This is a genomic window from Diaphorobacter oryzae DSM 22780 (genome assembly GCF_059568935.1).
On sequence record NZ_JCANUL010000002.1, the window covers coordinates 519,710 to 544,000 of the forward strand.

Here is a 24,291-nt window from a genome sequence, read left to right on the forward strand (position 1 = left end):
AAGACGCGAAATTTCTGAGCTGCCTGCACGGCAGCGAACCAACGCCTGTCGGACATGCTGCGCGACCATGTTTTCTGAGCTGCCTGCACGGCAGCGAACCATGGCTTCGTTCACCTTCGTCGTGATCTCCTTTTCTGAGCTGCCTGCACGGCAGCGAACGCCACACATTGGCGAGCTTGGGGGCGCTTTATTTTCTGAGCTGCCTGCACGGCAGCGAACGTCGAGGTCGGCTGGGTTGGCTTTCTAGCGTCTTTCTGAGCTGCCTGCACGGCAGCGAACTCTCTTTGTCTCGGGTGATCCGCACGTTGTCATTTCTGAGCTGCCTGCACGGCAGCGAACTGCAAAGCCTCGGTTTCCGGCGTCACTGCGAATTTCTGAGCTGCCTGCACGGCAGCGAACTTGCCGTAGCGCAGCTCTGCACGTATCCAGCCTTTCTGAGCTGCCTGCACGGCAGCGAACGTTGAAGGTCAGAGACATGGGTTTTCCTTTCATTTCTGAGCTGCCTGCACGGCAGCGAACACATGCCCTCCCCGCCCACGGGCACGCCACAATTTCTGAGCTGCCTGCACGGCAGCGAACTTCGCCATCGGCGGCCTCGCCTAGCAGGTCAATTTCTGAGCTGCCTGCACGGCAGCGAACCCATGGGCGACTTGCATGTCGCAATGCGCCGCTTTCTGAGCTGCCTGCACGGCAGCGAACGACAAGGCGCGCGAGTTCTCCAAGACCGACGTTTTCTGAGCTGCCTGCACGGCAGCGAACCAGATGGCCGCGCTATTCGTCGCTGGGTGCTGTTTCTGAGCTGCCTGCACGGCAGCGAACGCGGTCAGTCACTTGACCTCCGTGAAGTCAATTTTCTGAGCTGCCTGCACGGCAGCGAACCCTGCAACGTCGCGCACCCAACGCTTGTTGCGGTTTCTGAGCTGCCTGCACGGCAGCGAACGATGCCATCACGCACGGCGGCTTTGACCACGATTTCTGAGCTGCCTGCACGGCAGCGAACTGAAGTCCAAATCCGTCAAGTGCTTGATGCGTAAAGAAAAACCTCCCAGTAAAGGCCGCAACCCCAATTTCTTCGGTGTCGCCTAAGTTGTTGATTTATCGAGGTTTCACGGCTTGCCTCAGAAAAGGGTCAAAACCAGGGAACGGTCGCCCCCAGGCTGAGGCCATAGGCGTTGAAGCTGCCCGGCACTGCTGAGGGTTGCAGCAGTCCGTGCTCTACGAAAAGGCAAAACGGTTGCCCCGTGCTGCTGCTGCGCACCTGTGCGTAAGGCAGGTGGGGCTTGCGTTCCACGCTGTCGGGGATGGCGGCGGCGGCCTGTTCTGCGGTTTCGCCCTTGCGTTGCATGCGGCGGCGGCGCAGGCGTTCGGCGCTGGTCTTGAACTGGCGGCGCTGCACCGGGCGGTGCGGGGCGTCGGGTGGTGCGGCCGCCAGCGGGGTCCGCGCCACATGGTCGCGCATGCCCTTGAGCCAGTCCTGGGCCATCAGCGCCTGCAGGGCAGGTGGCTGGCCATGCAGCCGCAGCACGCTGCCCAGGGTGCGTTGGGACAGTGGGGCGTTCACATGCTGCGGAAAGCTCACCCCGATGTCGCCCTTGCCATGCTGCACCAGCGCCCGGTGTAGTTTGGCCACCAGCGCGCCCAGCAGGTGTACGTGGCTGAACTCCGGGTCGGGCAGCAGGGTGATGTCGATGTAGTGCGTGGTCATAGCGCCTCGCCGGTCAGCTCGCGTCGCCAAACACGCCGCCACGGATCAGCACCGCCATCACAAAGTGCTGCTGCTCCACGGGCGGCATCTGATCTTTCAGCAGCCAGTTGTCCAGCAGGGTGTAGAAGTCCAGTTTTTGCTTGGGCTGGCGGTAGGCCTTGCCCTGGGTGGTGACGGAGCCGTAGGGCTCCACGGCGATGGGGCCGAGCTCCTCGGCACCTTCGTACCAGGTGTCGATGGTGCGGATGGCGTTGCCGATCTTCTGCGAGTGGATGGCGGCCACACCGCCCACGTCGTACAGCGTCTTGCTCTTGCCCGCGCTGCCCTTGTCCAGAATCAGCTCTTGCGAGGGGAACACCTCCTGCCCTGCACCCTGGCGTACAAAGGCCGTCACCCGCAGCAGCACATGCTGCGATCCGGCCAGCCCGGCCGCAATGGCATGGCCCAGTTCTTTCAGTCCTTCTGCTTCACTATTAATAGCTGCTAGCGCACGTACGTTAAGGGATAGAGCATTAAAAGACCATGTTTTTGCGGCCTGGCCCTCTTGCAGTTGCTCCACGGTCACGGCCACTTGTTCGGCGCCCACGCGGTTGCGCCACAAGAAGCGACCATTGGCCAGGTTGGCGGCGTAGCGCCGGGCCAGCTCGCCAAAGCCGTGCTGCTGCACATAGCCCTGCACCGTGGTCAGCAGCTTGGCCTGGTAGGCCGCGCTGTTGCAGGCCGATGGCGTGCCCGCGCCGCCCAGCACGCGCAGCGTGAACTGCACCTTGAGCGTGTCGGCCTCCGCGGGCAGGGCAGCCACGTCCACGGTTTGCAGGTTGGGGTTCTCGATGGCGGCGTCCAGCTTGGCGGGGTCTTGGTCCTTGGCCTTGAGCCGGTTGCTGATGGTGCCGCGCACCGACTTCGCCTTGATGGCGACAGGCTGCCAGGCGTGCGATTGGGCGCGCTCTTCCCAGAGGCCGGCGTGGAACACGGCGTCAGATGGGTCCAGCTTGCGCTCAAAGGCCAGGACGGAGGCGGTGGTGAGTTTGTCGGTCATGGTGTCAATCTTTCAAAAATGCGATGTGCAGGGATTGCGAGTGGGGCGGGTTGCCGGCTCAGGTGTAGTCATAGGCCTCGGCGTCGTCCCATTCCTCCGGCGTGTCGGCGTGGGCAGCGGCATGCGCGCTGGCGTCGTTCGCTGGCGCGGGCTGGTAGCCATTGCGGCAGCGGTACAGGCCCAGCGTGTCGTCGGCTTCGGCATGCCACAGCAACTGGCCCAGGTGGGTCAGGCGGTGCGGGCTGATCCATTCGCCCAGCGCATAGACCGACTCCACAAACCGCAGCGGCACCGTGGCATCGCGCGCATTGCGCACGGTGCCTGCGGCATGGGCCTGGGGCGTGAGCGCGGCGTAGCCCACGGGGATGGGCACTACCCAGCCGCTGCCCTTGGGGTGCCGCGGGTCCTCCCAGTGCACCTGCCCGTCAGGCGCGGGGTGTTCCCCTTCGGGGGCAGCGGCCTGGTAATTGAAGCGGGCCGCGTGCAGCCAGGCGTCCAGCAGCGTGGCATCGGGCTGGGTGCCGCGCAGGTCTTGGAGCCGCTGGGCCAGCAGGTCGTCGCGCCCCACCAGGGCAAAGCCCGGCAGCCATTGCCGGCGCCATTGGCGGAACTCCTTGGCGGCGGCCTCCGGGTCCTCGGGGACGAGGGCCATCCAGGGCCGTACCCGCTTGCCTGGCACGGGGCGCGAGGGCAGCACGCTGCCCCCCGCCACGCGCATGCCCGCCAGGATGTGGCCTGCCTGCGTGGCCCAGTCGTCCAGCTGTGGCTGGTTGCCTTGCACCAGCGCCGCAGGGGTGCCGGGCGTGCGCTTTTCCCATACGGCCAGCACCAGCGTGATCTGCAGGTGCATGCGGCCTTCTTCCACGATGGCGGCGGTGCTGCCGTCTTTGTCCACCGGGTTGCGCGTGAGGTTGAAGCTGCGCACATAGCCCTGCGTCACCTGCTCCTGATGCTGGTGGCACACCACGCCCACGCCGTGCAGCCGCAGCGGCACACCCGCCTGGGCCAGCTTGCGCTCCAGCGCCCACATCACGCCGGTAAAGGCAGTGATGGACGGGAAGCCGTGCGTGAGCGGGCTGGCAATGGCGTTGGCGTTCTGGATGCGCAGGTGGGGTAGGACGAGGATGGCTTGGGGTCGCGTCATGGTGTGACCTCCGTTGCCGTGCGGTCCAGCTGCTGGCGCAGTGCGCGCAATTGCTGTTGAAAGCCGTCCTCATCGGTTAGCAACTCCTTTTGCCATGCGCGCGCTTCGGCGCCGCCCACAGGCAGCTTGCCGTGCAGTTGCGCGTTGAGCCAGTTGGCAAAGCGCTGGCCCACGGCGGCAGGCCAGTCCATCTGCAGCCACTCGCGGGCAAAGTCGGCTTCATCGGGGCGCTCGGCGCGCAGCGGGTCCAGCCACAATTGTTCGCTGCGGTGCAAACCCCCAAAGCGTTCGTCGTCACGGCTCCAGCCGGGGGGCAGCAGCTGCTGCAGATCGGCTGCCAGCGCAACCAGTTCGTCCACCAGCGTGTCCAGCAGTTCCTCGCGGCGCTGGCGCGTGGCGAGGTTGGCCTCAGGGTCCGACTCCAAGAATGCCCGCAGCGCCCGCACGATGTGCCGTACCTCCGGCCGGGCGATGAACAGCTGGTCAAACACCGATGTGGCCCGCACCGGCAACCGCACCGCGCTAGCCTGCCACTGCGGCGGCAGTGACGACAGCAGGTAATTCATACCCCGCCGCACACTATTGAGCTGGCTGATGTTCTGCGGCTTCGTCCCGCCCATGTTCTGCACGGCCAGGCCGGGGTAGTCGTGGAACACGCCGTCGTGCGCCTTGCGCTCGCGCCGTGCCAGGCGGGCGGCCTTGTTGGCTTCGCCAAAGCGGTCTTCCTGCACCTGGGCGTGCACCACATGGGCCAGCGAGGTGGCGTACAGCGGGGCCAGCAGGGTGTAGTGGGCGTCATCGCAGGCATCGCTGCCCGCCAGCCAGTACAGCTGCTTGGCCAGGGTGTGGCTGCTGGGGCCCTCGGCGCGGGGCTGGGTCAGTGACACGAAGGCATCGCGCAGCGCCTGGGCCTGTGCCGGGTCGGCATGCAGCGCTGCCAGTGCATCGGCGTCCTGCGCCAGCAGGGCGGCAAGCAGGCTGCGCCCGTTCACTTCCAGTTTGAGCAGCTTGTACACATCCAGCGCGGCAGCATTGCCCACCACGTCGCCCACAAAATGCGCGCCCAGCGCATGACTGCCCAGCTCGGCCAGCGGGGGCAGGGTGGCAGGCTCCACGTACAGGTTGGTGCCCCGTGCATCGGGGTGGATGGGTTTGAGGGAGTGGGTGACGGCCTGGATTTGCTGCACGCGCCGTGCGGCATCTTCCAGCCATGTCGTGGGTTGATGCTGTGCAATCAACTCCGCGCGTTTCGTTTCTTCGTCAGCCTTGAGCTTCTCCACCTTGGCATTCAGCCGCTCTTGTAGAAAGGCATGGATCGCCTCGCGGTAGTTGCCGAAGATGGGCGGTGCTTCATGCGTTGCCATGCCTTGGCCCTCCTGGTGGGTTATGTCTTCGGTACCTCGCTGTCATCAAGACGCCTCCTTCTTGTTGAAACCCAGTTGTTCGTGCCACCGCCAGCCTGCCTGACATTCCGGCAAGCTGGCGGTGGCATAGCGCTCCGCACATTTCGCCAACGACAAGCCCCGCGCTTGCGCCAGTGCTGCCAACTCCTCCAGCAAGTCCACCCGCGGCCAGAGCGATACGCTGGGTGATGCCAGTTGCGCGTCGGACACCGGGTGGCACAGGCTTTGGTGGATGGGCACATAGAGCTTGTCGTACCTCCGCTCTCCGTCCTGCACGCGGTGCAGGCGCAGCGTTTCTTCTTCGTCGTCGGGCAGCAGGGCCACGTCGTCGCGCTGCTGTGTGTCGTAGCGGAAGCGCTGGAACTGCGGAAGCAGGCCGGTGAGCCACAGCTGACCGGAATGCGCCCAATGCAGGCTGGCCGCTCGCTCGGGGGCAGTGGTGTATTTGCTGGCCGCCGAGCGTTGCAACATGGCATCTCGCATGCGCTCGTGTTCCAAGTCTGCCCAGTGACGGCGGGGGTGGTATTGCGCGGCGGCGACTTCAATGCGCGGTTGGGCATCCACAGCCCACGGCCCGTCGCCTTGTACCGATCGAGCCATCAGCTGGCGCAGGCTATGGCCGAGCAGGTAGAAGTTCTGTGCGGCGTCGCTAGACCCTGGGGGCTGCGGGTCCATCTCAAAGCCTGGTTTGCAAAACGCTGCTTTGTTTTTGTCCCTGAAGTGCCGCAGGTTGCTGTCCAGCACCACCATGTTCACCCCGCCCACGGCCCCCGGCCGGTGCCGCCGCACCCGCCCCGCGAGCTGAATGAGCGAGCGCATGGACGAGGGTTCGACCACGGCCCAGTCGTAGTCGTGGTCGCGGCCCACTTCCGTCACCGGGCTGCCCAGCACGATGAACAGGTGGTGGGGCTCCGGGTGGGCATCGATGAGGGCGCGCAGGGCGGGGCGGTGCAGGGCCGGGTCGTGGCCGTCCTTTGCGCCTCGGCGGTTGAGCAGCGTGTCGAGCTGTTGCTCAATGGCCGAGCGCAGCAGCAGCGGAAACTGCGAGTGGTACACGCACAGGTGGATGCGCACACCAGTCGCCGGTGCGCCCAGTGCGTACATGGCCAGTGCCACGTCGTACAGCGGGGCGATGTTGGCCATGCGGATCAGGCCCAGGCTCACGCGCTTGCCGCTGGCCGCATCCTGGCTGTGGTTGTGGGGCTGCTGGTGCAGCTGCCAGGCCTGCGCCAGCACCAGGCGGGCAAAGTCCTGGCGGCGCTCGGCTTCTTCCAGGCCGTGCCAGGTGTCGGGCAGGGGCGCTATCTGCGCCAGGCGTCGTGCTTCGGCCTGCTTGAGCTTGGCGACGCGCTTGTGCACGTACTGGGTGTGGGCCTCGCGGAAGGCGGCTCCGTCTGCGCAGTCCTGCGTGGCTTGGTGGAACTCGTCGATCCACAGGCAGCAGACGTTCACCGGCTCGCCGGGTCGCTCGCTGCGGTGCTGCTGGTAGACGGCGCGCCCGGCGCGGTAGGCCAGAAACAGCCCTTCCACCAGTGCGGGCGGCAAGGTGGCCGAGGACAGCAGCACGCGGCTGCCCAGCAGGCCGGCCCAGTGCACCAGCCGCGTGAGGGCGGGCAGGTCGGCCATGTCGAAGTCGTCGGGCTCGTCCAGCACCAGGTCGCTGGTCAGCAGGCGCAGCATGGGCGCGATCTGGCGGCCGCCGCGCAGGCTTTCGGTGGCGGGGGTGAGGTGGTCCACCGTGCAGACCAGCAGCGGCGCGGCAATCAGCGCGCGGGCTTTGGCGTCGTCGGTCAGGCGCTGCAGCAGCGGGTGCTGGTCGTTGCCCTCGAAGAGCACGGTGCCCGCTTCGTCCAGCAGCGCCTGGCTGGAGGCGGAGCCGGTGGCCTCGGCCTGCTGCTCCCAGTACTCAAACAGCGTTCGGCTGGCGGCGCCGCCCACCTGGATGGCGAGCTGCTCTTCGCTCAGGCCCAGGTCGGCTTGAAAACTGCGCCCGGTTTGCAGCGTGAGCGTGCGCAGCCCGATGGCAAAGGCGCAGCGCAGGCCCGTGGCCGGGTCGGCCAGCGCATTCATCACGCGGGCGTTGCCCAGCGTCTTGCCGCAGCCGGTGGAGGCCATGTTGACGATGAAGGCGCCCTGCGCCGCGGCACGGGTGCGCACGCTGGCGGCGAGGTCGGCGGCCTTGTCCTGCCAGGCAAAGCGCGGGTCGGCGCTGCGCTTCTTGAGGGCCTTGTGGTTCTTGAGCGCGGGCAGGCTGTACGCCAGGCTGGGCAGGGAGTGCGCGACCAGCGTGGCGTGGGCTTGCACGCCCAGCAGATGTTCGTCCAGGGTTTGATTGAAAATGGGGCTTCTGCGTTTATCCATCAAGCGCGGGTAGCTATTTTTTTCATAGCTAACGCTGCGCGTGTTGGCGTACAGCGGGTAGCCCTCGTTGAGGTATGGCTTGCGCGCGGCTTCGTCGGTGAGGCTGGAGTAATGGTGGTCGGCCAGCATCAGGCACAGGCGCGCGACATGCATGGCAAACGGGTCGTGCAGCACCGGTGCGTGGCGTGGCGCGGGCAACAGCGCCAGCAGCTTGCGTGCGTAGCGGGCGGCCTGCTGGCGCCAGGCGGGGGTGGCCACGGGCAGCCCGTACGGGAAGCGCCAGTGGGCTTGCCGGGTGTCTTGGCTGGCCTGTTCGCGCGGTTCGTTCCAGTCGGCGCTGATGCGCAGGAGTACATCCTCCAGATCGCTGGGGTTGATGAAGCCGGGCCGCGCACCAAAGCGGCGGTGGGTCTGTCTGGCGTCTTCCATGTCCTCCGCATCCACGCCTTGCGCCTGCCTCACAGGCAGGCAGGGCAGGCGGTGGTGGGTGAACACCAGCCAGGCAACGGCCTGGGCCAGCGGCGGCAAATGGGCAAAGGGCAGGTGCCGGGAGGCTTGGGGCTCGTCCAGCCCATCGCGCAACAGCCGCCCGCCAGCATGGTCCAGCCACAGTGTTTCAAACGCCTGGGCGTCGGTGCTCGCCTGCGCACAGGCCGCCAGCCGCTGCAGCCAGCCGGCATCGTCGTCCTGGCCCACGAATGCCTGGAACAGCCGCACCGACACCCATTCGTGCCGGTAGTGGTTGCGCTCGCGCAGGCCGGGGTTTTGAAGCTTGTCCTGGAACGCCTGCGTGGCCTTGCCCAGGTCGTGCAGCAGGGCCGCCAGCGCCGCCAGGGCGGTCATCTGCGGCAGGTGGTGCCAGGTGTTTTCGTCGCCGGCGCGCAGCACGTTGCGGGCCGTGGTGTTGGTGGGCACGGCGCCCTGGTCGTTGAACTGGCGTGCGTCGCCCACCACCCACAGCAGTTCACTGTGGTCCTGCCCGCGAATCCAGTGGCAGGCCACGGCGGTGTTCTTGCGGGCGCTCTGGCGCAGCAGTTTGCGCACGGTGTCCAGCCCGGCCTGGGTGATGGGCGTTTGCCAGGTGCGTTCGCCGCGCCGTTCGGCAAACTGGTCGAGGATGCGGCGCGTCTCGGTCAGCGCGCGCTTGGTGCATTGCGCGACGAACAGCACATTCATGCACGGGGTTCCTGCGCGGGTGGCAGTGTGTCGGCCAGGCGGGCGGTGGTGGTGGCGATCTGCTTGAGCGTGTCAATGATGAAGTCCAGCGACTCGCTGCGCGTCAAGGCCTCGATGCACTGGCGGCGGAACTGCTGTTCATCGTCGCCCCGCATCGCCGACACGAAGGCCTGGGGCAGGATGGCGGCGTCCTTGACCAGATCGGCCGCGTCGAACACCAGCCCGCCGCGCCGCGTCTTGCCGTGCAGCACCGCCAGGCCGTGGGGCAGGCCCAGCACCCAGGTGGCCGTGGCGCCCAGGCCGTAGGCCAAGTAGTTGCCGTGGTCCAAAAAGCGGTTGGCGGCATCGGCGCCCGTGCCGCGCTTGGCGCGCGTGAACTCGCCATAGCCCACGGCATCCACGGCCAGCTTGAACAGGGCCTTGGTCAGGCGCGCCTCGTCGGTCAGCAGGGCGGTCACGTCGGGTGCATGGGCGATGAGCGGCGTGAACTGCTGCACCAGCGTCTGCAGGCGGCCCATGTCCACGGCAAAGCCCGCCTCGCGCAAGGTGCGGGAGTTCCACTCGGCCAGCAGCCGCTGCAGGCGCCAGGTCTGCAACTGCTTGGCGGCGTGCAGGCGCAGCCCGTCGTCGAACCAGAACTTCACCCAGGCCTGCAGGTATTCGGTGGGCCGGTACTCACTTTGCGGTGCCAGCCAGGCCACCTCGACATCGACCTCGTTTGCGCTGAACAGCGGGGTGCCGCCGCCCCCGCAAAAGCCCACAAGTACGCCGGCCTTGGCCAGCTCGCGCATGGCCGCCTGGGTGATGGAAGTGCCCGTGCCCAGCAGGATGCTGGTGGTGTTGGCGATGGGGATGTTCCAGTACAGGCTTTTCTTGCCTGCATCGGTCACGTATTCGACGCGCCCACCGTTAACGAGCACCCGGCAGTGCTCTAGGTAATAAATCTGTGCACGTCGGGAGTGCAGGATCGTCTTGAGGCCGGAGGCTGCAATGTCGTCCATCGGGGGCGAGTGTGCCTTTTGCCTCCTTGCATGGCGCTTACGTCAGCGCCCCGCGCGCGTCCACGCGGATGATGCGTTCCACCACGCCATGCGCCAGCCCGCCGCGTACGCCCAGCAGGTGGTCGTACAGGTTCACCGTGGGGTCGCAGTGGCCGGGCACCAGCCACAGCATGCGGCCCAGCGCGGGCAGGCGGGCCTTGGGGCCGTCGGGGTACAGGATGCCGTGTTCGTCGCCGCCGTTGGCGTAGCGCAGCGCGCGCTCGGGCGGCAGGCCGTAGACCAGGGGCAGGCCGGAGTCGATGGCGTGGCTCTTGTGGCCCGCGTCGCAGACGGCGTGGGTGTCGCGGGCCGAGATGACCTGGGTCTTCACGAACAGCGCGTGCTCGAACGCGGGCTGCGCGCTCTCGCGCTCGTTGGTGGCGTAGTCGGCGTCCATGAAGAGGAAGGAGCCGGCCTGCAGCTCGCCATACACGCCGCTGGCGGCTTCGTGCACCAGCGTGCCGGTGCCCGAGCCCGTGACCAGCGGCACGGGCAGGCCCGCGGCCGCGATCAGCGCGCGGGTGCCGGCCGCGGCTTGCGCCGCGCGGGCGATGGCCTCGCGGCGTTCGGCGGCGCCGCGCAGGTGCTGGGCGCGGCCGTGGTAGGCCTGCAGGCCCGCGAAGCACAGGCGCGGCTGGGCGGCCACGGTCTGCGCCAGGCGCACGGCCTCGGGGCCGGGCGGGGCGCCGCAGCGGCCCTGGCCCACGTCGATCTCCACGAACACGTCGATGCCGGCATCGCTGCCGGCCACGCGCATGGCCTCGGCCAGGCGGGCGATGCCCTCTTCACTGTCCACCGCCAGGGCCAGGCGCCCGCCGCGCGCGGCCAACTGCGCCGCGAGCCGGGCGGTGCGCAGCAGTTTGCCGGCGGCCAGCACCTCGTTGCTGATGTAGAGGTTCGTCACGCCGCCGGCGGCCAGGGCTTCGGCCTCGGACACCTTCTGCACGCAGTGGCCGCAGGCGCCGGCCTTTTCCAGCAGCAGGGCGATTTCGGCACTCTTGTGCAGCTTGGCGTGCGGGCGCCAGCGGACCTGGTGCTTGTGCGCGAAGTCGGCCATGCGCTGGATGTTGCGCTCCATGGCGTCCAGGTCGACGACGAGGCTGGGCGTGTCGATCAGGTCCACGCGCAGCCCGATGCTGGCGCGCAGGTGCTCAGGAATGGATTTCATCGCGGCTGGCGTCGCCCAGGTGCTGCGTGTCGGCCCAGCCCACGAGGGTGAGGCCGCTGCCGCCGGTCCACAGCAGGCGGTTGATGGCGGCGTTGGTGAGCTCCCAGGTGCGCGGCGCCTGCAGCTCCAGGCGGGTGGCCAGGCGGTAGAGCACGTCCATCACGCCGCCATGCGCCACCAGCACGATCTGCTCGCCCGGGTGGCGGGCGGCGATGGCATGCACCGTGCTTTCAATGCGTTCGCGCAGCATGGTCAGCGACTCGCCGCCGCCGTCGGGCACGAAGTGCGGGTCGCGCTTGCGCCAGCGCAGGGCCTGCTCGGGGGCGTCGCTTTCGATCTGCTGGAAGGTGCGGCCCTGGAAGCTGCCGAAGCTGCGCTCACGCAGGCCGCGCTCGGGCACGAGCGGCGCGCCCGTGGTGTCGGCCACGGCCTGGGCCGTGGCGTAGGCGCGCTGCAGGTCGCTGCTGTAGATGGCGGCCACGGGTTCCTGCGCCAGTGCCTGGCCCACCTGGCGCGCCTGCCACAGGCCGGTGTCATTGAGCGGGATGTCCAGGTGCCCCTGGATGCGGGTGTCCACGTTCCAGGCGGTTTCTCCGTGGCGTATGGCGATGATGCGGGTGGCTTGGTCCATCGGTGGGCTTCAGGGTCGTGGCGTGATTTCGGTGCGCAGCTTGCGCGGCCCGGTGGGGGGCTGGGGAAAGCCCGAGAGCGCCTGGTCGAACAGCACGCCGTAGATGGTGGAGTCGTCGGCCCACACGTCCTCATAGACGGCGGAGGTCTCGTACACCACCTGCTGGCTGGCGGCGTCGCGCAGCACCAGGCTGACCTTGCGGTGGTAGAGGGTGGGCGGCCCGTCCATCATCCACCCCATGCCCATGCCCCAGCGGCCGCCGTAGCCCATGCCCCAGCCGAAGCGGCCGTAGAACGGGTCGGTCGCGTAGTAGGGCCAGTTGCTGGGATAGGCGTAGCCGCCCTCAAAGCCCAGCTGCGCCAGCAGCCGGGGCTGGGCATCGTCGCGCCGCAGGCCGACGCGGGCGAGCGCGCGCTCGGCCTGCGCCTCGATGGGCGCAAAGGCCGCGGTCTGCGCCTGTTGTGAGGGCAGGCGGTCGAACCGGTAGGTGGGTGGCTCGGGCAGGGTCGTGAGGGTGGAGAAGCTGCTGACATCGCTCTCCACCACGCGGGTGCCGGCGCAGCCGGCCAGCAGCGCGGCGGCGGCGCACAGCGCGAGGGCTTGGATGTGGCGCATGAAGGACATGGTGCGTGTCTCCAGAAAGGGCCGCGCGCGGATGCGGCGCGGCGGGAACCGGGCGGGCGCCCTGCGCCGATGGTAGTACGCCGCGTGCGGCGCTCAGCCGATCTGCACCACCTGTAGGCCCGGCAACGTGGGCGCCGTGGGGAATTCCTCGTGGTCGAAGGCCATGTCGCCGGCCGGATCGGCGATGCCGGTGGCCTTGGCGTTTCGGAAGTCGTGCAGCTGCGGGTCCATCATGTGCGTGGTCACGATGTTGCCCATGGCGCGGAACATGCTCTCGATGCGGCCGGGGAACTTCTTGTCCCACTCGCGCAGCATCTCGCCCACGGCCACGCGCTGCAGGCCGTCCTGGCTGCCGCACAGGTTGCAAGGGATGATGGGGAAGCTCTGGTACTGGGCCCAGCGCGTCGTGTCCTTCTCGGGCACGTAGCACAGCGGGCGGATCACCACATGCTTGCCGTCGTCGCTCACCAGCTTCGGCGGCATGCCCTTCATGCGGCCGCCGTAGAACATGTTGAGCATCAGCGTCTGCACGATGTCGTCGCGGTGGTGGCCCAGCGCCAGCTTGGTGCAGCCCAGGCGGTCGGCCACCGAGTACAGGATGGCGCGGCGCAGGCGCGAGCACAGGCCGCAGGTGGTCTTGCCCTCGGGCACCACGCGCTTGACGATGCTGTAGGTGTCCTGGTTCTCGATGTGGTAGTCCACGCCGATGCTCTTGAAGTAGTCGGGCAGGATGTGCTCGGGAAAGCCGGGCTGCTTCTGGTCCAGGTTCACGGCCACCAGGTCGAACTTCACCGGCGCGCGCTTTTGCAGCTTGCGCAGGATGTCCAGCAGCGTGTAGCTGTCCTTGCCGCCGGACATGCAGACCATGATCTTGTCGCCTTCCTCGATCATGTTGAAGTCGGTGATGGCGCGGCCCACCTCGCGGCACAGGCGCTTTTCGAGCTTGACCTGCTCGCGCTCGATCTTGCGGGTGTCGCCGGTCTCGGCGGCGGCGTCTTCGCCGGACCAGTCGGCGGCGGTGGGAGGGGTGTTGATGGCGGTGTTCATGGGTTTACCACTGTCCTGTTTCGACGCGAATGGCCACTTCGCAGTCATCAAAAATTTCCAGCTTGGCGATCTTCACGCGCACGCCCAGCACGCCGGGCATCAGCATCAGCCGCTGCGCCAGCTTGCCGATCAGGCTCTCCAGCAGGTTCACGTGCTCGGCCGTGCACTCGTCGATGATGATCTGGCGCACCTTGCGGTAGTCCAGCACATGCAGGATGTCGTCGTCGCGCGGCGACAGGGGCTGGGTGCCCAGGTTGAGTTCGGCATCCACCTGGATGGGCTGGGGCGCGGTCTTCTCGTGCGCGAGCAGTCCCAGGTTGGCATCGAAGCGCAATCCGGTCAGCGTGAGGATCTGTGTGCCTGCGGCGTTGTACATGGCGGGGTGGCGCGGGGGCGCCTTACATCATCGAAAAATCGCGCTCGAAGCGCATCAGGTGCTGGCCGCCGTCCACCAGCAGCGTGGTGCCGGTGAGCGAGCGGTTGTCCAGCGCAAACTTCACGCTGGCGGCCACGTCCTCGGCCGTGGACGAGCGGCCCAGCGGGCTCAGCGCATGCATCTCGGCGAAGCGCTCGCCCGTCAGCAGGTGGCTGGTGAGCGTGAGGCCCGGCGCCACGCCCACCACGCGCACGCGCGGCGCCAGGGCCATGGCCAGCATGGTGCCGGCGGCCTCCAGCGCGGCCTTGGAGAGCGTGTAGCTCAGGAAGTCCGGGTTCTGGTTCCAGAGCTTCTGGTCCAGCAGATTCACCACGGCGCCCTGCGCGTCGGCCTCGCCCCGGGCGGCGCGCTCCTGCAGGTGCGCGTGCAGCGCCTGCGCCAGCAGCACGGGCGCGCCGGTGTTGCTGCGCAGGTGCCGCTCCAGCAGGGCATAGCCGAAGGCGGCGGCGTCGTCGTGCTCGAACAGCGAGGCGCTGTTGACCACCGCGTCCACCGCGCCGAAGCGGGCGATCACGCGCGGCAGCAGGGCGCGCACGGCGGCCTCGTCCTGGAAGTCGGCATCAAAATGGGCGCTGTCGCCCGCCAGTTGTACGCAAGAAGCTACTGTTTCAATAGCGTCCTGCTCCGAGCTGCGGTAGTGCACGGCCACCTGCCAGCCATCGGCGGCCAGCGCCAGCGCAATGCTGCGGCCCAGGCGCTTGGCGGCGCCGGTCACCAGCACGGTGCGGGGGCGGGGAGAGGTGGCCATTGGGGGACAATCGGGGGCGTGACGACAGAACCCTCAATTTTAACGAGCGCCCTGCAGGCGCACCTGGCCAAGGCCATTGGCGCGGCGGGAGGCTGGATCGGCTTCGACCGTTTCATGGAGCTGGCGCTGTACACGCCGGGCCTGGGCTACTACGCCAACGAGACGCCGAAGTTCGGCGCCATGCCCGGCAGCGGCAGCGACTTCGTGACCGCGCCCGAGCTGTCGCCCGTGTTCGGCCAACTGCTGGCCCGCCAGGTGCGCGAGGCGCTGGACGCCACCGCCACCGACGAGGTCTGGGAGTTCGGCGCCGGCAGCGGCGCGCTGGCCGCGCAGCTGCTGGAGGCCCTGGGCGAGCGCGTGCGGCGCTACACCATCGTGGACCTGTCGGGCCAGCTGCGCGCGCGCCAGCAGCAGCGGCTGGCGGCCTTTGGCGACCGCGTGGCCTGGGCCGACCGGCTGCCCGAGCAGATGCAGGGCGTGGTGGTGGGCAACGAGGTGCTCGACGCCATGCCCGTGCAGCTGCTGGCGCGCCACGGCGGCGCCGCCGACGGCATCTGGCATGAGCGCGGCGTGGTGCTGAACGCGGCGGGCGACGGCTTCGCCTGGGCCGACAGGCCCACCGGTCTGCGTCCGCCCGTGGACATCGAGGGTCCGCACGACTACCTGACCGAGATCCACCCGCAGGGCGAGGCCTTCATGCGCACGCTGGCCGAGCGGCTCACGCGCGGCGCGGCCTTGCTCATCGACTACGGCTTTGGGGAGGACGAGTACTACCACCCCCAGCGCCACATGGGCACGCTGGTGTGCCACCGCGCGCACCAGGTGGACTCCGACCCGCTGGCCGATGTGGGCCTGAAGGACATCACCGCCCACGTGAACTTCACCGCCATGGCCCTGGCCGCGCAGGAGGCGGGCCTGCAGGTGCTGGGCTACACCACGCAGGCGCATTTCCTCATCAACTGCGGTTTGCTATCAAAATTAGAGCTGCTTGCGCAGGCACCACGGGCGCAAGCGGCCAAATTGATGATGGAGCACGAGATGGGCGAGCTGTTCAAGGTGCTGGCCGTGGGGCCGGGCGAGGCCTGGCAGCCCCTGGGCTTCGCGCGGGGCGACCGCAGCCACCGGCTGTGATGCCGGATGGTTTCATAGATGTTTAGGTATTAAACAACCAATAAATCGGTAGTTCTGGAAATAACGACCGCTGCCTACAGTGACTGCACGTTGTAACAAACACCCCCGCAGGAGCTGTAGCGATGTCCGCTGTACCGACCGATCCGGGCCTGTCGCCCCAGAGCCCGTCCCCCTTTGAAATCCGCCGCCTGCCCGGCCCGTTCGGGGCCGAGGTGCTGGGGCTGGACCTGGGCCAGCCGCTGAGCGAGGCGGACTTCGGCCGCCTGCTGCGCGCGCACTGGGAGCATCTGGTGCTGGTGTTTCGCGACCAGCGCATCACCCCGGCGCAGCAGGTGGCGTTCAGCCGCCGCTTCGGGCCGCTGCAGATCCATGTGCAGCGCAAGTTCCAGCTGCCGGGCCACCCCGAGGTGCTGGTGGTCTCCAACATCCGCGACGCGCAGGGCGAACCCATCGGCCTGGGCGACGCCGGCTCGTTCTGGCATTCCGACCTGTCGTACAAGGAGCGGCCCAGCCTGGGCTCGCTGCTGCACGCGCAGGAGCTGCCGAACCTGGGCGGCGACACCCTGTTCGCCGACCAGCACGCCGCCTACGACGCACTGCCCCAGGCCACCAAGGCGCGCATCGCCACCCTGCGGGCCGAGCACAGCTACCTGGCGCGCTACGACGAGCTGCGCCAGCGCAACCCCTGGCGCCCCCGGCTCACGCCGCAGCAGATCGCCGAGGTGGCGCCCGCCGTGCACCCCGTGGTGCGCACCCACCCGGCCACGGGGCGCAAGGCGCTGTTCGTCAGCGAGCACTTCACCACGCGCATCCTGGACCTGCCCGAGGACGAAAGCCGGGCGCTGCTGCAGGAGCTGTTCGCCGCCAGCGTGCGCCCCGCGTTCGTCTACCGCCACCAGTGGCGGCCGCACGACCTCGTGTTCTGGGACAACCGCGCGCTGCTGCACCTGGCGGCGGGCACGCCCGATACCGAGCGCCGCAAGCTCTACCGCACCACGGTGGAGGGCGACGCGCCCTACTGACCCCCTTCGTCTTCCGTTACTCATTATTTGATAGCTGTTGGCGCTTATTGCATAAGCGCCAGGGCCTGTTTTTGCCAAAAAAAAGGAACCGTTGCCATGCCTCCCGTCTCCGTGCCCCCTGCCTCTTCAGCGCACCCGACCGCGCCGCGCCCGGCGCGCCGCCTTGCCCGCCGCACCGCCGCCCTGTGCGCCGCCGCCGGCCTGCTGCTGGCGGGGCTGGGCACGCAGCGCGCGGCGCAGGCGGCCGAGGGGCAGCTGCGCATCGCGCAGCAGTTCGGCATCGTCTACCTGCTGCTCAACGTGGCGCAGGACCAGAAGCTCATCGAAAAGCACGGCAAGGCCGCGGGTGTGGACATCCAGGTGGAGTTCGTCAAGCTCTCGGGCGGCCCGGTGATCAACGACGCGCTGCTGGCCGGCAACATCGACATCGCGGGCGCCGGCGTCGGCCCCCTGTTCACGCTGTGGGACCGCACCAAGGGCCGGCAGAACGTCAAGGGCGTGGCCTCGCTGGGCAACTTCCCGTACTACCTGGTGAGCAACAACCCGGCCGTCAGGACGATCGCCGACTTCACCGACAAGGACCGCATCGCGCTGCCGGCCGTGGGCGTGTCGGTGCAGTCGCGCATCCTGCAGCTGGCCTCGGCCCAGCTGTGGGGCGACAAGGAGTTCAACCGCCTGGACCGGCTCCAGGTGGCGCTGCCGCACCCCGACGCGGCCGCGGCCATCATCAAGGGCGGCACCGAGATAACGGCCCACTTCGGCAACCCGCCGTTCCAGGAGCAGGAGCTGGCCGGCAACCCAGGCGCGCGCATCGTGCTCAAGTCCTACGACGTGCAGGGCGGCCCCGCATCGGCCACGGTGCTGTACGCCACCGAGAAATTCCGGAGCGAGAGCCCCAAGACCTACAAGGCCTTCCTGGACGCGCTCGACGAGGCGGCCCGCTTCATCGCCGCCCAGCCCGAGAAGGCGGCCGACATCTACCTCAAGGCCAGCGGCGGCCACACCGACCGCCAGCTGCTGCTGCAGATCATCCGCAACCCCGAGGTGCAGTTCCAGATCCGGCCGCAAAACACCCTGGGCCTGGGCCAGTTCCTGCACCGCGTGGGCGCGATCAAGACCCGGCCCGAGACGCTCAAGGAGTATTTCTTCGAGGACCCGCGCATCGCGGGAGGTAGCTGATGCGCGCCGCGCTGAACGGCGAGCTGGACGGCGGGCCGGCACAGGCGGCCCTGCCCGGCGGGGCCGTTGCCGATCCCGCAGTGGCGCCGCATGCTGCACCCCTGCTGCAGGTCGATGGTGTGAGCATCGACTACCGCACGCGCGAGCGCGTGGTGCGCGCCACGCACCGCGTGTCCTTCGACGTGCATGCGGGCGACCGCTACGTGCTGCTGGGCGCGTCGGGCTGCGGCAAGTCCACGCTGCTCAAGACCATCGGCGGCTTCATCGCGCCCACCGAGGGGCAGATCCGGCTGCAGAGGCGGCCCGTGGCCGGGCCGGGGCCCGACCGGGTGGCGGTGTTCCAGGAGTTCGACCAGCTGCCGCCCTGGAAGACCGTGCGCGAAAACGTCATGTTCCCACTGCTGGCCGCGCGCCGCGCCACCCGCGCCGAGGCCGCCGAGCGCGCTGCCCAGTACCTGGAAAAGGTGGGGCTGGCGCAGTTCGCCGACGTGCACCCGCACCAGCTTTCGGGCGGCATGAAGCAGCGCGTGGCCATTGCGCGGGCGCTGGCCATGCAGCCCCAGGTGCTGCTCATGGACGAACCGTTCGCGGCGCTGGATGCGCTCACGCGCCGGCGCATGCAGGAGGAGCTGCTGGCGCTGTGGGACGAGCTGCGCTTCACGCTGGTCTTCGTCACCCATTCCATCGAGGAGGCGCTGGTGGTGGGCAACCGCATCGCCATTCTGTCGCCGCACCCGGGGCGCCTGCGGGCCGAGATCAACTGCCACCAGTTCGGCCTGCACAGCGTGGGCGGCGCCGCGTTCCAGGCCACGGCGCAGCGCGTGCACCGGCTGCTGTTCGACGAGCCGGCGGCGGGCGCGCCGGGCTCGGTTCAGGCCGATGCCGCCACGCTGCTGCCCGGGCGCCGCGACGGCGCGCCCGTGCCTCCCCATTTACCGTTTCGCATTTCCGTATGAGCAGCCAGTCCACCCCCTTGCACGCCGCGGCCGCGGCGCTGCAGCCCCCCGTGCGCGCCGAGGTGCTGCGCCCCCTGGAGCCCCTGGCCGGCGTGGCCGCGGCGCAGCCGCTGCCGCTGGCGGCGCGCGTCTGGCAGCAGGCCGCCGTGCGCAAGGCGCTCATCCTTGCCGTGCTGGCGCTGCTGTGGGAAGGTGCCGCGCGCTGGCAGGACAACGACCTGCTGCTGCCCACCTTCGTGCAGACCGCACGCGCCCTGGGCGAGGGCGTGGCCTCGGGCGAGCTGCTGCACAAGACGGCGCTGTCGCTGGCCGTGCTGCTCAAGGGTTACCTGGCGGGAATCGCGGGGGCGTTCGTGCTCACCACGCTGGCCGTGTCCACGCAGTTGGGGCGCGACCTGCTGTCCACCCTCACGGCCATGTTCAACCCGCTGCCGGCCATTGCCCTGCTGCCCCTGGCGCTACTGTGGTTCGGCCTGGGGCAGGGCAGCCTGGTCTTCGTGCTGGTGCATTCCGTGCTGTGGCCCCTGGCGCTGGCCACCTACGCGGGCTTCCAGGGCGTGCCCGACACGCTGCGCATGGCCGGGCGCAACTATGGCCTGACGGGCCTGCGCTACGTGCTGCAGCTGCTGGTGCCCGCGGCGCTGCCGTCCATCCTGTCGGGGCTGCGGATCGGCTGGGCCTTTGCGTGGCGTACGCTGATCGCGGCCGAACTGGTGTTCGGCGCGTCCTCGGGCCGGGGCGGCCTGGGCTGGTACATCTTCCAGAACCGCAACGAGCTGTACACCGACAAGGTCTTCGCCGGCCTGGCCATGGTGATCGCCATCGGCCTGCTGGTGGAGAACCTGGGCTTTCACACGCTGGAGCGCCTGACGGTGCGGCGCTGGGGCGTGCAGCGCTGACGTTTGCCGTGCGGCGCGCCGGGACGCCCTACACTCGCCCCATGCTGCGCTGGCTCATCGTCGTCTTTTTGGCCCTGGTGCTCATCAACGGGCTCACGCCCTGGCTCAGGCGCCTGGGGCTGGGGCGGCTGCCGGGGGACTTCCACTTTCGGCTGTTCGGGCGCGAGTGGTTCATTCCGCTCGCCAGCACCGTGCTGCTGAGCTTTCTGCTGGGCCTGCTGCTCAAGTGGGCGTGAGGGGCGGGCCGGCGGCGGGTGGGACAATGGCGGCATGACCGCCGCACCCGACACCCTCACCATCATCCGCCCTGACGACTGGCACCTGCATGTGCGCGACGGGGAGCCCCTGCACACCGTCGTGCCGCACACGGCCGCGCAGTTCGGCCGCGCCATCATCATGCCCAACCTGCGCCCGCCCGTGACCACCGCGCAGCAGGCGCTGGCCTACAAGGAGCGCATCCTGGCCGCCGTGCCCGCGGGCATGCAGTTCGAGCCCCTGATGACGCTGTACCTGACCGACAACCTGCCGCCCGACGAGATCGCGCGCGCCAAGGACGCGGGCGTGGTCGCCGCCAAGCTCTACCCGGCCGGCGCCACCACCAACAGCGACGCGGGCGTGACCGACCTGCGCAAGACCTATAAGACGCTTGAGGCCATGCAGAAGGCCGGCCTGCTGCTGCTGGTGCACGGCGAGGTGACGAGCAGCGACATCGACCTGTTCGACCGCGAGGCCGCGTTCATCGACCAGCAGCTCATCCCGCTGCGCCGCGACTTCCCCGAGCTGAAGATCGTCTTCGAGCACATCACCACCAAGGACGCGGCGCAGTACGTGCAGGAGGCCGACCGCTTCACGGCGGCCACCATCACCGCGCACCACCTGCTGTACAACCGCAACGCCATCTTCACGGGCGGCATCCGCCCGCATTACTACTGCCTGCCCGTGCTCAAGCGTGAGACGCACCGGGTGGCGCTGGTCGAGGCCGCGACCAGCGGCAGCGACAAGTTCTTCCTGGGCACCGACAGCGCGCCGCACCCCGCGCACCTCAAGGAGCATGCCAGCGGCTGCGCCGGCTGCTACACGGCGCATGCCGCCATCGAGATGTATGCCGAGGCGTTCGACAACGCCGGCGCGCTGGACCGTCTGGAGGGCTTCGCAAGCCTGCACGGCCCGGCCTTCTACGGCCTGCCGCGCAACCAGGGCACGATCACGCTGCGCCGCGAGTCGTGGACGCCGCCCGACAGCTTCCCCTTCGGCGAGGCCGAGCTCAAGCCCCTGCGCTCCGGCGAGGCGCTGCCCTGGCGCCTGGTATGAGCGACACCCTCCTGAGGCGCTGCGCGCCTTCCCCCCGCTCTCGCACTGCTGCGCGATGCGGGCAGGGGGACGCCGCCGGCGCGGCGGGGCGGCCCTTGCGCGGCGGCCCTCGCTTGGCTTGCGCCAGTTTTGAACGGAGCCACCCATGCCTGTGCCTGAACGCCAGCTGCGCATTGCCCTGCTGATCGACGCGGACAACGCGCCGGCCGAGAAGATCGACGAGATCCTCACCGAGCTGTCCACGCTGGGCGAGATCAACGTGCGGCGGGCCTACGGCAACTGGACCAAGTCCGGCCTGGGCGGCTGGCAGGAGCGGCTGCTGGAGTTCGCCATCCGGCCCATCCAGCAGTTCGACTATTCGCGGCGCAAGAACGCCACCGACATGGCCATGACGGTGGACGCCATGGAGCTGCTCTATTCCGAGCGGCCCGACGCGTTCGGCATCGTCTCGTCGGACGCCGACTTCACGCCCCTGGTCATGCACCTGCGGGCCAAGGGCTCGGCCGTGTACGGCTTTGGCGCCGCGCAGACGCCCAAGCCCTTCGTGAACGCCTGCTCGCGCTTCCTGTACCTGGAGTCGCTGGTGAGCGACGAAGAGGCCGATGCCGCCGCCGCGCCCGTTGCGCCCGCCAACGGCAAGGCGGAGCCGGTGTGCGCCGCCACCGCCGGCAAGTCCGAGGACGTGCCCGCGCCGGGCGTGCCGCAGAGCCCGGCCACGCTGCGCGTGCCCACGGCCCAACTGCGCCAGGACACGCGGCTCATGAGCCTGCTGCGCTATGCGGTCCATGCGTCCGAGGACGAGACCGGCTGGGCCCGCGTGGGCGCGGTGGGCACGCAGATCGGCAACAAGACTTCGTTCGACGCGCGCAACTACGGCTATGCCTCGCTGTCCAAGCTGCTGGCGGCCACCCAGGCCTTCGAGTTCCGGGACGAGGGCACCTCCCGCGTGGCCGTGCGCGACAAGCGCGCGGCGCGGCAGCACGCCGCGCCGGGCGGCGGGCCCGCTGCGGCGTGAGCGGCGCGCAGGCCCTGGCCGCCATCGACTGGCGCAGCCCCTGGCTCGCGCCGCTGGCGGCCGCGGGGCACCGGGCGGCCGTGCGGGCGCTGGCCGGTGCCAGCGTGGCCGATGCGCTCAACGCGCTGGTGGACGAGGGCGCGGCCCCATCGCCCGGCGTGCGCTTCGTGCACCAGCAGGCGCTGCCGCAGGGCGTGGCCTATGAGCAGTTCATCCACGCCGAAGGCCGCGTGCCCACGCGCGACAACCTGCACGACTTTTTCAACGGCCTGGTCTGGTTGCACTACCCGGCCACCAAGCGCCGCCTCAACCAGTGGCAGGCCGGAGCCATCGCGGCCGACGGCGTGGGCGCGGTGCGCGGGCCGCTGCGTGATGCCATCACCGTGTTCGACGAGAACGGCGCCGTGCTGCTGGCGCCGCCCGCGCTGCACCAGGCCCTGGCCGCGCGCCAGTGGCATCGGCTGTGCGTGGAGCTGCGCCCGCTGTGGCGGCAGGCGCGGCTGCTGCTCATTGGCCATGCCCTGATGGAAAAGCTGGTATCACCACGAAAATCGATCACGGCGCATGTCTATCAAGCGTCAATAGCTATTAATTCAATAGCAAGTGCGGATGCCGCCCTGGCGGCCGAGCTGACCGCGGAGCGGTTCGCGGCCAAGCCCTTCAATCCCCTGCCGGTTCTGGGTGTGCCGGGCTGGTGCCCCGAAAACGAGAACTTTTGCTTCTATGATGACTCTCTCGTTTTCCGCAGCGCGCGCGCCGCATAGACCCACAACAACAGGCGCGCCCATGGCTGCCCACGCGGCTTGAAGCGTCGCGTACCACCCCTACATTGTTTTTTGCCCGCGTGGGAGCGGGCACACCAGTCTCTTTGTTCGGAGAAGCCATCGATGAAACGCATTGCGCTCTTTTTGCTGACCAACGTCGCCGTCGTGGTGGTGCTGGGCATCGTCGCCAGCCTGCTGGGCGTGAACCGCTACCTCACCTCCAATGGCCTGAACCTGGGCGCGCTGCTGGGCTTCGCCTTCATCATGGGCTTTGGCGGCGCGATCATTTCGCTCTTGATGAGCAAGCCCATCGCCAAGATGAGCATGGGCGTCACGATCATCAACGCGCCGCGCAACGGCGACGAGGCCTGGATCGTGGAGACGGTGCGCCAGTTCTCCGAGAAGGCCGGCATCCAGATGCCCGAGGTCGGCATCTACGAGGGCGAGCCCAACGCCTTCGCCACGGGCGCGTTCAAGAACTCTGCCCTGGTGGCCGTGTCCACCGGCCTGCTGCAGGGCATGACCCGCGAGGAGGTCGAGGCCGTGATCGGCCACGAGGTGGCCCACGTGGCCAACGGCGACATGGTCACCATGGCCCTGATCCAGGGCGTGATGAACACCTTCGTGGTGTTCCTGTCGCGCGTGATCGGCTACGCGGTGGACAGCTTCCTGCGCAAGAACGACGAGAACAGCTCCGGCCCCGGCATCGGCTACATGGTCACCACCATCGTGCTCGACATCGTGCTGGGCTTCCTGGCGGCCATCATCGTGGCCTGGTTCTCGCGCCAGCGCGAGTTCCGCGCCGACGCCGGCGCCGCCCAGCTCATGGGCCGCAAGCAGCCCATGATCAATGCGCTGTACCGCCTGGGCGGCATGCATCCCGGTGCGCTGCCGCAGAGCATGCAGGCCATGGGCATCGCGGGCGGCATCGGCAAGCTGTTCAGCTCGCACCCGCCTATCGAGGAACGCGTGGCCGCGCTGCAGAACGCGCAGCAGTGAACGGCGCGCTGCGGCGCTACGTCTGGCGGCACATCTTTACCGCCCCGCTACAAGCCCCTGTCAACAGCCGACAGGGGCTTTTTCGTTGTGGGAACATGACCGTCAGAAGTGCAAGGAGAGCATCGTGATCCTCACATCGACTTTTGCCGTGGGCCTGCGGCGCAGGCTGCCGGCCGTGGCCCTGGCCGCCGCCGGCCTGGTGTTGACCGGCTGCGTGGTGGCGCCGGCCTATCCGGTCGCCCCCGCGGGGGAGGTGGTGTACGCACCCATGGCGCCGCCGCCGCTGCAGGCCGAGGTGATCCCCATCGCGCCGTCGCCGGTGCATGTGTGGATCAATGGCTACTGGGGCTGGGGCGGGGCGCGCTATGCCTGGACGCCGGGCCACTGGGCCATGCCGCCGCGGCACGGCCATGTCTGGTATCCACCCCGCTGGGACCATGGGCCGCGGGGCTGGCAGCAGCACGGCGGGCGCTGGGGCCCGCGCTGAGTCCTG

General features: G+C 68.8%; 23 protein-coding genes and 1 CRISPR repeat array. Of the genes, 11 read left to right on the top strand and 12 right to left on the bottom strand.

The window, feature by feature from the left end:
• Positions 1 to 11 precede the first annotated feature (11 nt).
• A CRISPR array of direct repeats spans positions 12 to 1,000; the repeat unit is 28 nt; unit sequence TTTCTGAGCTGCCTGCACGGCAGCGAAC.
• A gap of 129 nt (positions 1,001 to 1,129) precedes the next feature.
• The 12 genes from cas6f to BP68_RS05665 form a co-directional block, all read right to left on the bottom strand.
• Positions 1,130 to 1,705 carry a type I-F CRISPR-associated endoribonuclease Cas6/Csy4 gene (gene cas6f, locus BP68_RS05610; protein ID WP_496369629.1) on the bottom strand — a complete coding sequence of 192 codons (576 nt, stop codon included), beginning with the start codon at positions 1,703 to 1,705 and terminating at the stop codon, positions 1,130 to 1,132.
• A gap of 13 nt (positions 1,706 to 1,718) precedes the next feature.
• Complete coding sequence (gene csy3 / locus BP68_RS05615; RefSeq protein WP_496369630.1) at positions 1,719 to 2,744, bottom strand: type I-F CRISPR-associated protein Csy3; 1,026 nt, start codon at positions 2,742 to 2,744, stop codon at positions 1,719 to 1,721.
• Positions 2,745 to 2,802: 58 nt separating this feature from the next.
• Positions 2,803 to 3,888: a type I-F CRISPR-associated protein Csy2 gene (csy2, locus tag BP68_RS05620; RefSeq protein ID WP_496369631.1), complete on the bottom strand. Its 1,086-nt coding sequence runs from the start codon at positions 3,886 to 3,888 to the stop codon at positions 2,803 to 2,805.
• Positions 3,885 to 5,252 (bottom strand): type I-F CRISPR-associated protein Csy1, encoded by a 1,368-nt coding sequence (gene csy1 / locus BP68_RS05625; protein WP_496369632.1) that lies wholly within the window; start codon positions 5,250 to 5,252, stop codon positions 3,885 to 3,887. The genes csy2 and csy1 overlap by 4 nt, the downstream gene beginning before the upstream one ends.
• Positions 5,253 to 5,297: 45 nt before the next feature.
• The gene (gene cas3f, locus BP68_RS05630) at positions 5,298 to 8,828 is read right to left on the bottom strand and encodes a type I-F CRISPR-associated helicase Cas3f (RefSeq protein ID WP_496369633.1); all 3,531 of its coding nucleotides are present in this window, start codon (positions 8,826 to 8,828) and stop codon (positions 5,298 to 5,300) included.
• A complete protein-coding gene (gene cas1f, locus BP68_RS05635) occupies positions 8,825 to 9,829 on the bottom strand; it encodes a type I-F CRISPR-associated endonuclease Cas1f (protein WP_496369634.1) in 1,005 nt (334 codons plus the stop codon). The genes cas3f and cas1f overlap by 4 nt, the downstream gene beginning before the upstream one ends.
• A gap of 37 nt (positions 9,830 to 9,866) precedes the next feature.
• The gene (locus tag BP68_RS05640; protein ID WP_496369635.1) at positions 9,867 to 11,036 is read right to left on the bottom strand and encodes a DSD1 family PLP-dependent enzyme; all 1,170 of its coding nucleotides are present in this window, start codon (positions 11,034 to 11,036) and stop codon (positions 9,867 to 9,869) included.
• Complete coding sequence (locus BP68_RS05645; RefSeq protein WP_496369636.1) at positions 11,020 to 11,667, bottom strand: histidine phosphatase family protein; 648 nt, start codon at positions 11,665 to 11,667, stop codon at positions 11,020 to 11,022. The genes BP68_RS05640 and BP68_RS05645 overlap by 17 nt, the downstream gene beginning before the upstream one ends.
• Positions 11,668 to 11,676: 9 nt before the next feature.
• Positions 11,677 to 12,291, bottom strand: coding sequence for a DUF4136 domain-containing protein (locus BP68_RS05650; RefSeq protein ID WP_496369637.1), 615 nt, complete (start codon positions 12,289 to 12,291; stop codon positions 11,677 to 11,679).
• 93 nt (positions 12,292 to 12,384) lie between these two features.
• Positions 12,385 to 13,338, bottom strand: coding sequence for a tRNA 2-thiocytidine(32) synthetase TtcA (gene ttcA, locus BP68_RS05655; protein WP_496369638.1), 954 nt, complete (start codon positions 13,336 to 13,338; stop codon positions 12,385 to 12,387).
• A gap of 4 nt (positions 13,339 to 13,342) precedes the next feature.
• Positions 13,343 to 13,714: a dihydroneopterin aldolase gene (locus BP68_RS05660; protein ID WP_496369639.1), complete on the bottom strand. Its 372-nt coding sequence runs from the start codon at positions 13,712 to 13,714 to the stop codon at positions 13,343 to 13,345.
• Between the two features lie 22 nt (positions 13,715 to 13,736).
• On the bottom strand, positions 13,737 to 14,522 hold the full coding sequence (locus BP68_RS05665) for an SDR family oxidoreductase (protein WP_496369640.1): 786 nt from the start codon (positions 14,520 to 14,522) through the stop codon (positions 13,737 to 13,739).
• A gap of 18 nt (positions 14,523 to 14,540) precedes the next feature.
• On the opposite strand from BP68_RS05665, the gene BP68_RS05670 reads away from it, so the two are divergent.
• The 11 genes from BP68_RS05670 (at position 14,541) to BP68_RS05720 (ending at position 24,285) form a co-directional block, all read left to right on the top strand.
• On the top strand, positions 14,541 to 15,653 hold the full coding sequence (locus tag BP68_RS05670; protein WP_496369641.1) for a class I SAM-dependent methyltransferase: 1,113 nt from the start codon (positions 14,541 to 14,543) through the stop codon (positions 15,651 to 15,653).
• Positions 15,654 to 15,775: 122 nt separating this feature from the next.
• Complete coding sequence (locus BP68_RS05675) at positions 15,776 to 16,675, top strand: TauD/TfdA dioxygenase family protein (protein WP_496369642.1); 900 nt, start codon at positions 15,776 to 15,778, stop codon at positions 16,673 to 16,675.
• A gap of 96 nt (positions 16,676 to 16,771) precedes the next feature.
• Positions 16,772 to 17,854, top strand: coding sequence for an ABC transporter substrate-binding protein (locus BP68_RS05680; RefSeq protein ID WP_496369643.1), 1,083 nt, complete (start codon positions 16,772 to 16,774; stop codon positions 17,852 to 17,854).
• Complete coding sequence (locus tag BP68_RS05685) at positions 17,854 to 18,810, top strand: ABC transporter ATP-binding protein (RefSeq protein WP_496369644.1); 957 nt, start codon at positions 17,854 to 17,856, stop codon at positions 18,808 to 18,810. The genes BP68_RS05680 and BP68_RS05685 overlap by 1 nt, the downstream gene beginning before the upstream one ends.
• Positions 18,807 to 19,709, top strand: coding sequence for an ABC transporter permease (locus BP68_RS05690; protein ID WP_496369645.1), 903 nt, complete (start codon positions 18,807 to 18,809; stop codon positions 19,707 to 19,709). The genes BP68_RS05685 and BP68_RS05690 overlap by 4 nt, the downstream gene beginning before the upstream one ends.
• 41 nt (positions 19,710 to 19,750) lie before the next feature.
• Positions 19,751 to 19,945 (top strand): DUF2905 domain-containing protein, encoded by a 195-nt coding sequence (locus BP68_RS05695; protein WP_496369646.1) that lies wholly within the window; start codon positions 19,751 to 19,753, stop codon positions 19,943 to 19,945.
• Positions 19,946 to 19,979: 34 nt separating this feature from the next.
• Positions 19,980 to 21,020, top strand: coding sequence for a dihydroorotase (pyrC, locus tag BP68_RS05700; protein ID WP_496369647.1), 1,041 nt, complete (start codon positions 19,980 to 19,982; stop codon positions 21,018 to 21,020).
• Between the two features lie 145 nt (positions 21,021 to 21,165).
• Entirely contained in the window at positions 21,166 to 22,035 is an 870-nt protein-coding gene (locus BP68_RS05705) for an NYN domain-containing protein (protein ID WP_496369648.1), read from the top strand.
• The gene (locus tag BP68_RS05710; RefSeq protein WP_496369649.1) at positions 22,032 to 22,799 is read left to right on the top strand and encodes a DUF3025 domain-containing protein; all 768 of its coding nucleotides are present in this window, start codon (positions 22,032 to 22,034) and stop codon (positions 22,797 to 22,799) included. Before BP68_RS05705 ends, BP68_RS05710 begins: the two co-directional genes overlap by 4 nt.
• 123 nt (positions 22,800 to 22,922) lie before the next feature.
• Positions 22,923 to 23,798, top strand: a complete 876-nt coding sequence (gene htpX / locus BP68_RS05715) for a protease HtpX (protein ID WP_496369650.1) — start codon at positions 22,923 to 22,925, stop codon at positions 23,796 to 23,798.
• Between the two features lie 124 nt (positions 23,799 to 23,922).
• The gene (locus BP68_RS05720; protein ID WP_496369651.1) at positions 23,923 to 24,285 is read left to right on the top strand and encodes a hypothetical protein; all 363 of its coding nucleotides are present in this window, start codon (positions 23,923 to 23,925) and stop codon (positions 24,283 to 24,285) included.
• Positions 24,286 to 24,291: the final 6 nt, after the last annotated feature.